The sequence below is a fragment of the Cysteiniphilum sp. 19S12-1 genome (genome assembly GCF_052030685.1).
Lineage (GTDB): Bacteria > Pseudomonadota > Gammaproteobacteria > Francisellales > Francisellaceae > Caedibacter.
Map to the genome: position 1 here is coordinate 1 of NZ_JBQAJM010000044.1, position 12,070 is coordinate 12,070.

The 12,070-nt window shown below is 38.0% G+C and carries 10 protein-coding genes and 1 CRISPR repeat array; all 10 genes read right to left on the minus strand.

Annotated features, from left to right (window positions below):
- Nucleotides 1–49 precede the first annotated feature (49 nt).
- Nucleotides 50–2,060: a CRISPR direct-repeat array (repeat unit 28 nt; unit sequence TTTCTAAGCTGCCTATGCGGCAGTGAAC).
- 155 nt (nt 2,061–2,215) lie between these two features.
- On the minus strand, nt 2,216–2,770 hold the full coding sequence (gene cas6f, locus ACTS4L_RS10435; RefSeq protein ID WP_440617729.1) for a type I-F CRISPR-associated endoribonuclease Cas6/Csy4: 555 nt from the start codon (nt 2,768–2,770) through the stop codon (nt 2,216–2,218).
- Nucleotides 2,771–2,779: 9 nt separating this feature from the next.
- On the minus strand, nt 2,780–3,796 hold the full coding sequence (cas5fv, locus tag ACTS4L_RS10440; RefSeq protein ID WP_440617730.1) for a type I-Fv CRISPR-associated protein Cas5fv: 1,017 nt from the start codon (nt 3,794–3,796) through the stop codon (nt 2,780–2,782).
- Nucleotides 3,797–3,805: 9 nt separating this feature from the next.
- Entirely contained in the window at nt 3,806–4,750 is a 945-nt protein-coding gene (gene cas7fv, locus ACTS4L_RS10445) for a type I-Fv CRISPR-associated protein Cas7fv (protein WP_440617731.1), read from the minus strand.
- A gap of 24 nt (nt 4,751–4,774) precedes the next feature.
- Nucleotides 4,775–7,753, minus strand: coding sequence for a CRISPR-associated helicase Cas3' (gene cas3, locus ACTS4L_RS10450; protein WP_440652016.1), 2,979 nt, complete (start codon nt 7,751–7,753; stop codon nt 4,775–4,777).
- Nucleotides 7,754–7,886: 133 nt separating this feature from the next.
- Entirely contained in the window at nt 7,887–8,837 is a 951-nt protein-coding gene (gene cas1f, locus ACTS4L_RS10455) for a type I-F CRISPR-associated endonuclease Cas1f (protein WP_440617734.1), read from the minus strand.
- 89 nt (nt 8,838–8,926) lie between these two features.
- Entirely contained in the window at nt 8,927–9,259 is a 333-nt protein-coding gene (locus ACTS4L_RS10460; RefSeq protein WP_440617735.1) for a zinc ribbon domain-containing protein YjdM, read from the minus strand.
- 102 nt (nt 9,260–9,361) lie between these two features.
- Nucleotides 9,362–9,799: a hypothetical protein gene (locus ACTS4L_RS10465; RefSeq protein WP_440652017.1), complete on the minus strand. Its 438-nt coding sequence runs from the start codon at nt 9,797–9,799 to the stop codon at nt 9,362–9,364.
- A 40-nt stretch (nt 9,800–9,839) separates the two neighbouring features.
- Entirely contained in the window at nt 9,840–10,340 is a 501-nt protein-coding gene (gene msrA, locus ACTS4L_RS10470; protein ID WP_440617737.1) for a peptide-methionine (S)-S-oxide reductase MsrA, read from the minus strand.
- Entirely contained in the window at nt 10,341–11,426 is a 1,086-nt protein-coding gene (locus ACTS4L_RS10475) for a 5-(carboxyamino)imidazole ribonucleotide synthase (RefSeq protein ID WP_440617738.1), read from the minus strand.
- Nucleotides 11,427–11,527: 101 nt separating this feature from the next.
- Nucleotides 11,528–11,866: an endonuclease domain-containing protein gene (locus tag ACTS4L_RS10480; protein ID WP_440617739.1), complete on the minus strand. Its 339-nt coding sequence runs from the start codon at nt 11,864–11,866 to the stop codon at nt 11,528–11,530.
- Nucleotides 11,867–12,070: the final 204 nt, after the last annotated feature.

A 12,070-nucleotide genomic window follows, 5' to 3' on the forward strand; every position in this document is an offset into this window, starting at 1 on the left:
CCTATGCGGCAGTGAACGTGATGCGGCAGATGGAATTAAAGGAATTAAATTTCTAAGCTGCCTATGCGGCAGTGAACTATTGGTGCAATAGTGTGGGGCGTTGTTGTTTTTTCTAAGCTGCCTATGCGGCAGTGAACTATTAAGACAGCTTGGCTACAAATTAAATGACTTTCTAAGCTGCCTATGCGGCAGTGAACTATTGGTGCATTATTGTGGGGCGTTGTTGTTTTTTCTAAGCTGCCTATGCGGCAGTGAACAAGATTATTAAGCAATGTATCGATAATAAGACTTTCTAAGCTGCCTATGCGGCAGTGAACATTGGTGCGTTAGTGTGGGGCGTTGTTGTTTTTTTCTAAGCTGCCTATGCGGCAGTGAACGTGATGCGGCAGATGGAATTAAAGGAATTAAATTTCTAAGCTGCCTATGCGGCAGTGAACGTGGTGCAGATCAAGATATTATAGATGCCATATTTCTAAGCTGCCTATGCGGCAGTGAACCTACTGCTTGTGCGGGTGGTAATGGTGGTAGTTTTCTAAGCTGCCTATGCGGCAGTGAACTTAAATAAAGAACCATACTATTCAAATTTAATTTTCTAAGCTGCCTATGCGGCAGTGAACAATGACATACGTAAGTTTGCATGTATACGGACTTTCTAAGCTGCCTATGCGGCAGTGAACATAAACTTTAACGGATCATCTACTTATTTAGGTTTCTAAGCTGCCTATGCGGCAGTGAACTCTACCTATACCTACCATATCAGCTACCATCTGTTTCTAAGCTGCCTATGCGGCAGTGAACAAGGCGGTGGCAAATGGCAAGAAAAGTATTTATTTCTAAGCTGCCTATGCGGCAGTGAACTATCTAAACTGCTAATAAAAAAGCGACGCTCATTTCTAAGCTGCCTATGCGGCAGTGAACTGGCGGATTGAACATCAATATCAATGCAGATATTTCTAAGCTGCCTATGCGGCAGTGAACTACTAAACGGTCTATCTGATACTATATCACTATTTCTAAGCTGCCTATGCGGCAGTGAACAAACGAAATATTAGAATATGACGGTACTAAGTTTTCTAAGCTGCCTATGCGGCAGTGAACGTAAGGTTTGCCCTGAGCTTTAGCAGCTTCAATTTCTAAGCTGCCTATGCGGCAGTGAACTTCAATGTATTGAGGTGCTTGGTACTTGAACTTTTCTAAGCTGCCTATGCGGCAGTGAACAATTAACATCAGCATCATGAGTTAAATGCAAGTTTCTAAGCTGCCTATGCGGCAGTGAACATTGTGATATTGAACGATTGATTTTGATGAATTTTCTAAGCTGCCTATGCGGCAGTGAACTCAAGCCATCCTCATCAATTTTATATTTATAATTTCTAAGCTGCCTATGCGGCAGTGAACCATCTTAATCATCCATGTACTCTATCCTTAATTTTCTAAGCTGCCTATGCGGCAGTGAACGCTCATCACCAGTCTAATCCTTGTATTTACTATTTCTAAGCTGCCTATGCGGCAGTGAACCAAACTATGATAGATGCAGCAAATTAAATGATTTTCTAAGCTGCCTATGCGGCAGTGAACATAATATGCCAATAATACCAAATAGTGGTTTATTTCTAAGCTGCCTATGCGGCAGTGAACTAGAATGCTACCTAGTGATATAGTATCAGATATTTCTAAGCTGCCTATGCGGCAGTGAACTCATAGAATTCGTACTGCTCACACAACTCTTCTTTCTAAGCTGCCTATGCGGCAGTGAACTTAAACAGCGCAAGGTACGGATGCACTACGATTTTCTAAGCTGCCTATGCGGCAGTGAACCAAGCAGTGTATCGATAATAAGACTGGAGCAATTTCTAAGCTGCCTATGCGGCAGTGAACGAGTACTCCTGCTCTGTACTGTCAAACTTATTACTTTCTAAGCTGCCTATGCGGCAGTGAACAACATGCCCTGCTTCTTTTCCTGACTTCTTACTTTCTAAGCTGCCTATGCGGCAGTGAACTTAGTATAAAACATCATGGCGAAAGTATTGATTTTCTAAGCTGCCTATGCGGCAGTGAACAGCAATTTTAATGCGTAAGACGCTTACAGCACATGGATTATAATGCGATTACTTTGTTTTTACCAATATTTTTCATCCACCACCAAAAGCCTTGATTTTATTAGATTGTTAAAGAACGATAAAAATTTTGGGTAAAACCCCATGCTAATGACAAATTAATCAAACCATGGAATCGTTGCCTCCTTACTTAAACCAAAAAAGTCAAACTGACCTGAAGTAGGATGATCTTGTAACTCACCAAATGCAATATAACGACGATGTTTATGCCCATTTGATGCGCTCACCAGCTCAAGATAAGGGTTATCTAAACCTTGATTATACATTTTTGCTTTGTACTGTTTAACCTCATCTACTGAGATTGAGCCACGCTTTTGCAAACGCTTTAGCTTTGCATTACTCATGGTAGTTTGTACTCTTGAGATGGTGCGAAATTTAGCGCCTGCTGGTACTAACTGTATTTCACTTATCTTACAATAACCATGCATTCCATCTATCCAATTTGAATTTTGTAATTTTTGCAAAGTTGTTCGATCACTATGAATACGTAATACATTGCCTAGCGTTATGCTATACTTGGGAAAACTAACTCCAATGTTAGTTAAATTCAGATCACAAAGCGCTTTATGAAGCTTGGTATAGATATTATTTAATAAAAAATTTAGACGCATTTCCGCATCAGGCTTGATAACAATATTTAAATAATAATTCATATTATCTCCTTAACGTATATCAATATGAGAAACATAAGCAAGACCTTTTTTACCTAAATAAAAAGCTGAAACTCCTGCATTGTCGATCATTGTTTTCAACTCGACAGCTCTTTCAGACGAAATATTTAAGTGAATGACTAATTGACCAGAAGCTTTTGAAAGTAAATGCTTTACCTTACCTTCCCCTTTGACGAATTCTTCTCTCACATAGGGATTGCCATATATCAACTTTTTTGAACCAGTAGTATATTTGTCCATAAAGTCTTTCGGGGTAAAACCGTTGTTTGAAATACCGCTTATTCCTCCCATTTTCGATTTTGCTGTCTGCATGTCATATATTTTTCCAAGGCGTTCTAATTGAAGATACAAAGCAGAGCAATACATGCTGAGTAAAATAATTTGTCCTTTGGAATTCAATGGTTTGTACTTTTCAAATTGAGTTTGCAAGTACTCTGCAGCCTCTTTTGCTTTACTTTGACTATCAACTGGCTTTAGTTTTTTGATCTTTTCAAGCATGCTCATAATTCCTAAGGGATCAAGCGCAACCCCCACAGGTGCGTAACGATTCTCAAGAATAAAATCAAACAATTCAGTGGGCTCTAGTCCTAACACCCCCCAAAATAAAGGAGAATAATCAGACTGAAAAATTGGGTCATTAACTCGAATCATTCCAGTAAATGCATTTTGATCTGTACTTCCTTTCATATTTCGAATGTAGGCAATCTCCTGACTTATTACCTTAGGATTGTCTTCAAAAGCTATACTACTTTCAATATCGGCGAAGTAATTTTTTATTCCATCACTTTCAGATTTAGCTTGATAGAGTTTTCGTTGATCACCAATCAACCTATGCAACACTCCCATCACAGTATTATTGGTGACTTGCCGAGATATAAAGTTTTGGGATTTGCTTAGTTCAGTCATCGAAGCAACAAAATTTCTCCCTTTTTTAGGCAATGGCTCATCGTTACCACCATCTAAAAACGAGTTGCGCCAAGATGCCTCATAGTCAATGACAATTTTCATTTCTTATCCTTATTTTGCATAGAAGTAAGTGGCGAAATGGCTTTCTGGCTGTAGTGCAATTTGCTCCGGTGCCCGCTTAATACGCATCATCTGATTGCTGTCATTGTAGTCTACTACAATTTCATCAACATACATATATGACTTCGCTTGGCGAATTGATAGATTTCCAAGCATTTCTAATGTGGTTTCAATTAGCGCTTGTACAGAGTCTTCGTTCAGCAAAATTCCAGCTTCACCCACTTCGAATATTGTTCCTTTACGCACATAATTCGTATGAAACGAAGCTTTAGGGTTTAGTACACTATTGAGACTTTTAATAAAGTCCTCAATCTCTTTTGCAAGGGATTCTCCCTGATCATCTTTAATCACCATAGCTGCACGATCAAACTTATTATCAAGCGAAATAAACTGCAATTGCTCAATACTAATTGAGCCGTAGGAAATATATTTGGTATCACCGAAGGTAGTTTTAGAAAAGAAAGATGAGCTATCTCGCTCTCCAGCCTGACCAAACTGTTCAAAATTACCGTTACCCAACTGATCAACAAAATCTTCTAAAAGTAATGGACTTGTACGCTTACACTGGCTAGACGGTACAACATAGCCTCGGATTAACCCAGTGATTGAGGATAATACTTTTTCCAAATTCTTTTCTGCCGCAAAATGTAGATCAAATGCCTGAGCACGGAATAGGTGGTGACGAATACAGTTCTGACTGATATACAGCGGAGTTTCCTTAAAGTTGATATCCGAGGCCTCCTTTTTATATTTATACCCTGTCTCATCTTTTATTTTTCCCGTAAGGTTTGTATACCCCCTAAGTTTTGGCAAAGTATGGTTATCAACCGTACGACCTTCATTGCTTAATGTTGTTGGTCCATTCCAATTGACCACACCATGCCCCAATGCTGTGATTTTAAAATCAACGCTTTTAATACCTGTAATTTTTTCCATTTTTATATCCTCTTTTTGATTAATTTATTCTGAAACATCAACTGATTGGTTGATTTTCTTTAATTTACTAATACGCATAGCCCCAACAGGTTGTCTGCCTGTAACAAGGTAATATACAGCTTGCGGATGTGGCTTACTATTAACTATCTCAAGGTCTTCTGGTGTATAACTCAGATAAATAGGAAATTCAGGTGAGCGAGCTTCTTTTATTAGCTCCCATTCATTTCGTGACTTTTTATAGCCCTCTGACTGTTTTATATTATGGTGTTTTTTCTGCATAAATTGTACAAGATTAGCATCATCTTCACCATAACCGCGCATAGATTCAATTGACTCCGTCAATGCAGCCTGCGGCTGATCCAGATTAAATGATTCACTATAAGCATAACTTTGGGTAAAGGTTAGCTTCATATCTTTGTCTATCTCACACACAGCCATCTGCACAAATCGGTTATCACCTCTCAATGAATTTGCCGATATTTTTATGGCACCTTGCTGCTGTTTTGACTTGGGTGGAACAGAAATTGGATCAATCACTTTATCATTAATTAACTTCACACTCTTTTTTAACGACAATAGAAAGTCTTGCCTAACTGCCTCTTTACTTTGTGGATCATCGTAAAACTCTTGATAAATACGATACAGCTGGTTGATGGTTACTATTGTTTGATCTGCCAATTTGTCTTTCAGAAAAGATGACCACGCCTTGGTACTCTCCCTAATGCACAACTGATTCAAAAACTTTGCACAGCCACTGCTTCCTTTACCCTCAATATCCAAACTTTTTGGTGTCACCGTAACATATGGATTAATATTTTCATTTTCTCCAAAGCGATCAAGTCGTCCTAAACGTTGCAACCAATTTTCGGCACAGGTAATCTCCGTCAACATACGGTCACACGTGATATTTAGAGATGCCTGAACAATGGGACCGCTGCGCAACACATCATATTTTCGCTCACCATTACGCTTAAAACTATTAAACACCTGATTAAACCAATAGGCTTTATCTTGCTTGGCATATTTTGAGTGTAATAGCACACTATTTTCTGCCGCATGGTGCTGTAAATATCCCAATTGTGCATCTAATGCCGTATTGGTAATAACAAAAGTACATCCCTCTTGCGAATCTGCTATCAAGGGATTGATCTCTTCTTTTTCATCATAGCTTTTAAACTCAATCTGATACTTTGAATTATTAAAGCTATCGATACTAATAATATCTTCTTTTGGGATCTTCAAAAACTCTGTTAGAAAGAAATAGTGTGGCGTCGCAGATACTAGCAAAGTATTGGCATTCTCGCCTTGTTGCTTTTTGGCTTCAATCAATTCAGCAAACAACAAATTAAAAGCAGTCATATTAACAAATTCGTGAAACTCATCAAAAACCACATGTGCACGCATAAACTCTACGAATGTGTCTATATGGCTATGAGAACGTATTGAATTTACCACCTGATCAATTGTCGTTATTACGATATCACCACTAAAATAATCCGCCTCATCAGTATCAGGTGCATCATTAAAACTCACACCATTACTCAAATTTTTTTTGTATTCGCCCGTGAATATTTCTATTTGCCTGTTTGCTAAATATTCTTTTCCAGTTAAGTCATACAATAAACCCAGACAAACCTGTACTCGAGGGCACACCCAAATAATCTTCTCTGCATTAGTTTTTAACGCCCATTCAAGGGCAATTTTAGTTTTCCCACACCCTGCAGGACCTTGCAACACACCAATATTAGCAGTTTCATTAATTGCAGCAAATTGCTTCAATTCTGCGAGCATGCTTGCTGCCTTATTTTGCGCTTGATTGCGTTCGCTATTTGGGTAAGCAGTTTCAAAACCTTGTAAGCAACGCTCAATACCAATTTTCAGGTCACTATGTTCCTGTCTTAAATTTTTATTAATCAGATCCGATAAAGACCCTTCAGACAAATACTCTTCTAAATCATCATCTGAGCATGCCGAAACCAAACGATCTGCACTAATGACCGCTGCTCTTACCAGATTGTTAAGCGCATTTTCCTGAACATTAGCCTGAAACTCATTGATCACATCGGCCCATTCATCGTATTTTTTATAATCTGGTAGAGATTCAGATGTCAGATTAAAGGATTGACAAAAGCTCGGAATGAAGTTTTGTGTTTCAAACTTTTTTGCCAGAGCAACAATGTCCTTAAGTACTGTTCGTGCTGTGTAGTAAATATCTTCAAATTTATCCTTGTCCAATGATTTTTTAAAAATCGCATAAATAGCTTCTGATTTTGTGAACTTATCATCTTTTCTGTAAGGCTTGGTGTGGTGCCAATAAATAGCATGCGCTATCTGGGCTCTCTGACTGTTATTTAGATCGCTCCCTTTAAGTAAAGCCTCAGCAAAAACCCATGATAACTCATGATGCCTCGGATGATTTTCAAATGAAAATTTCTTAGGGGCATCAACATGAACCCCATCATCGGGCAAATAGTCATCCGCAGTTTTCTCAAGTTTTTTATGCACCCAATTTTGAAATACTGGATCAATTTTCCCTAAATCATGCAGGATACCTGCAATAAAAGCCGATTGCTTAAGCTTCTGATTATTAATTTGTAATGAATCTAAAAGCTGATACGCAATAAACCCCACAGCAAATAAATGTTTACCTAAAGAGTGTGAATGTGTATTAGCTAGCAAATGATTCGTCTCTATTGGCAATTTATCCATAATAACTTCCTTTGATGTATAGTTAACCGCAACCATCCCCTGATGATTAAATTGATCGGTATTGCCCACTGTCCATAACAACTCAACTCTTGAGCGCGAAACAATTCGATGGCAGCTTATTGAAGTGTTTTTAGTTGCTGTCTTACGTAATAGTTTCTTAACCGCCAACAACCCCTCTTCTGTGATTGGCGTTTGCCATGTTCTTCTACCAATACGATTGGCAAAAGCATCCAGCACACGCGCTGTGCGCGTAATTGCTTTCTTCTGGCATTCACTAATAAAGGTGACTATCACGATTTCTCCAATTATCCATTTACTTAGCTTAGTATATGAGTCATGTAACTACTTAGTAGTCAACATAACACACGTGTCTTTTGCATTTAGACTACATAATCTATGCGACAAATAATGTCTTATGCTATATTTTTTATAAAATTTCGCTTTGATCATAAAATGCCACTTCTTTAACACATTCAAACATATAATCAAGTGCCTTATGATCGGTAAATTTATTAATACAGATGCCACGAAACTCTTGCTCTATCATTCCTTCTTTAGCACTGATAAACGCCATTGGTAGAACAATAGCGTCTTTAACTAAATCAGCCACATCAAAAACCAAAGCGCCACGCCTAGTTTTTCCGTGCATCACTGCAAAACCATGTGGAATGCCCAACACCCATAAGGTCGTTGCTGCTAATCCATAAGCTAAATAATTACCATGATTTAAAAAGCTATTAGCTAAGTCCCCTGCAATATTGCGATCACGTTTAAAAGATTCAATATCAGCAAAGGTTGAAGCCTGCTTATACAGAAGTTTGGTAAAATGCGCCTCAATACTAAATAAACTTTGAATATCTTTGGCTACTTGAATTTGCGCCTCAACTTTTTGAATTTCTGTTAATAACGTATTGGATGAAAAGCCAAATTTTGAAATTTCAACGTCATCTTGCCACACTTTTCTTATAAATTGACAACGCATTTGTTGAAAAGTGATCGCTGCTTTAAGACGTTTCTGATCATCAAACCAAAATTTTAGCCAATTTTGCACATATTCAGTTGGTCGATATTCGCTTTGTGGTGATAGCCACTCGACTTCATTTGCCATAAGCAAAGGCGTACCACCTCCACCACTAAAACCGATTAAAACACCTGCAGATGCTAACATACGCACAGCTGCTTGTGTAATTGATGTTCCAGTTCCTAAAAGTATCACTGTGGTATTGGCAATGGGAATATTCCAGTATTGATTTGCTTTTGCCTCTTCCGTCAAATACAAAACACGACCATCCTTTTGCATGACCCGACAATGCTCTAGATAATATAAGTTTGCTCTCTTTGAAGTTAAAATTGCCTTCAAATCCGTTAACGTTTCCAAAATTGATCTCCCACTCCTTTGAACTATTAGAAACAGTACTAAATTTCTAAAATTCCATCAAGCAAACTCACAAAGAATAAATAGCTATTTTATGCCTTCTTCACAAACTCCGACTTCAATTTCATCGCACCGATGCCATCGATTTTACAATCGATATCATGATCACCATCCACTAGCCGAATATTTTTAACTTTTGTGCCCACTTTCACGACTAAAGATGAACCTTTGACTTTAAGATCCTTAATCACAGTGATGCTATCACCATCTTGTAAAGGCGTGCCATACGCATCTTTTTTGACATCAGGGGCTTCTTCTATATCAGCATTGACTTGCCATTCATAAGCACATTCAGGGCAAACAAATATTTCTCCGTCTTGATAAACATATTCACTTTGACATTGTGGGCAATGAGGTAATTGCATGAACTTTTTCCTTATTTTATAACAACATAATTTATAACAACATAATTTTATAACAACATAGCTGCAACTTATTTATACATTAATGGAATAGCTATATGCAATCTAGTTGTCAGCTAATCTCTCATTAAACTCAAAAAAACTCTCAAGCACGATTTGATGCAATAAATCATCACAGGACTCATTGTAATAATGCGCCAGCTTATCCAATGACTGTTGGTAATATTCCTCTGATCTTGCTAAATTGCTGATCTCAAATTTCTCCATCAACTCCAAATAAACTTGTAAGCGAATCAACGCCTCATCTGCTGATGCTGTTGAGAAAAACACCGGTGCCTCGTCGTCATCAGATTCCCCTGCGATAATTGATACACCATACAATGATGATTTATCCTCTTGATTAATAATCTGAAAATCAACGGTCAAGTTCCAATCCAAAAGCTCACCCAACTGATCTGCCATATCATCAATCATGCGCATTTTCTCGCGCACTGTTTGGCTTAAATCATAATAGTTTTCGATATTCTCATTTATTTCAAACATATTCTTTCTCATGCTATTGCTGTTTATTTTTCATTTATCGTTAATCAAATCGTTTCACACGTCGATGACAGACATGCAAGTGAGCGTGTTTATTAAAATACTGTTGATGATAGTCTTCAGCCAACCAAAACGGGTGAAGACTGGCATCAATCAATTGTGTTGCAATCGTTAAACCCTGAGTCTCAAGATAATTAATAACTTGCTGGCAAATTGCTTTTTCCTTGTCATTTGTATAGAAAATCGCACTTAAATATTGCGAGCCAATATCAACACCTTGACCATCTTGTTGCGTTGGATCATGAATCTCAAAAAACAATTTCACTAAAGCCTCATAACTGACGACACTGCGATCATACTCAACTTTAACGACTTCTAAATGCCCAGTTTGCCCTGTTTTTACATCATTATAGTTGGGACTCAAAGTGTGACCCGCCATATAGCCAACCGCCGTTTTGATAACGCCTTTTTCTTTCGCAAAGTAATGCTCGACACCCCAAAAACAACCCGCGGCAAAATAAGCTGTCTTTAAATTCTCTGACACTTAAAATTCCTCCAAACACGGTTTTGCCTTAATATTTTGATAGATCATATTAACACTATTAATAAATGTTTCTAGTTCATTATCAACAATATTAATGTGACCCATCTTGCGCCCGTCTCTTAAGCTCTTGCCATAACTTTTGGCGTAGCCATTAACAGGTAATTGTATATCTGGCACATCTTCAGCAATCAGATTAATCATTACTATATGTCGCGCTAATGTTTTGATCTTAGCAACATTTTCACCACTGATTGCCCGCATATGGTTTTCAAATTGGCTTACATTAGCACCATTGATTGACCAGTGCCCTGAATTATGCACCCGAGGTGCCATTTCATTGGCAAAAAGCTGATTGTTTTTAACAAAAAACTCAACGGCAAATGTGCCTACATAATCAAAATGCTCAAGCAAACGCTTCACCGCTTCTTGCGCGTCAATACTTAGCTCATTATTGTCAATCAACACATGCGTTTCGCGCAAGATACCATCACGATGCTCATTTCTGACCAAAGGATAAAAAGCAATATGCCCAAACTGGTCACGTGACGCAATTTGTGATACTTCATAATCAAATGGCACAAAGCTCTCAGCAATAAGAGCATGCTCACCCAAGGTGTTCCACGCTTTTTCTAAACACTCATATGTTTTAATTATAAACTGCCCCTTGCCATCATAGCCAAAGCGTCTTGTCTTAATAATAAACGGTAAGCTTAATAATTTGGCAGCTTTTTGAAGTTCAGCGAAAGAATCTACCGCCATATAATCATTGGTGTTTATATCAAGTCGTTTAAAATTATCTTTTTCTAACAGACGATCTTGTGCCACACTTAAGGCTTCAATTGTTGGGAAAACACGCGCTTTTTGTGATACTGCCTGCAACAAATCAACCGATATATTTTCAATTTCATACGTCACAACATCATAAGTTTGAAGCTTACCCTGCCACAGGTTTATCTCCTCAACCGTACTTTGTCCATAGCGATCAATGTCTGGCAAAGGATATGTATCAATACTTACATTTAAATCTTGAGCACTTTCCATCAACATCTGTGCCAGCTGTCCATTTCCTAATATTGCGATTTTCATTTTTTTAATACCCTAAGTTTATTCCACAAAATAATAATCTAATCACCTCTCCCCTTGCGGGAGAGGTCGCATTGTGTAGCAATGTGGGTGAGGGGGATATCTCACTGCTGTAACGCTTGATAAATATCTGCCAATACATTTTCTGTCTCTTTTAGTATGTCATGATTCCAAAAGCGCAAGACTCGATACCCTTGTTCACAAAGATACATTGATCTTGATGCATCATATTTCTTCTTGTCAATTTCATTGTGCTGAGCACCATCACACTCAATAATCAGTCTTTTTTCAAAACAAACAAAATCAACAATATAAGATCCAATAATCACTTGACGCCTAAACTTATATCCTGACAATTGCCGATTTCTAAGATGATACCATAACGTAACCTCTGCATCGGTTTGTGAAGTTTTTAATTGTTTTTGAAAAGATTTAATATTCACCCCCTCACCCGCCAAGCAAAGCTTGCCGACCTCTCCCGCGAGGGGAGAGGTAACCCCCGGTAGCTAGACAAATGTAATTTAATCATTACCGCACCAACCATTAGTACACATCATTTCTTACGTCAATTTACTGAAGTTACGCACTTTTAAATTTCTCACATTCATGTTTCATTTTTAAATACATTTGATAACTTGCTTGATTCG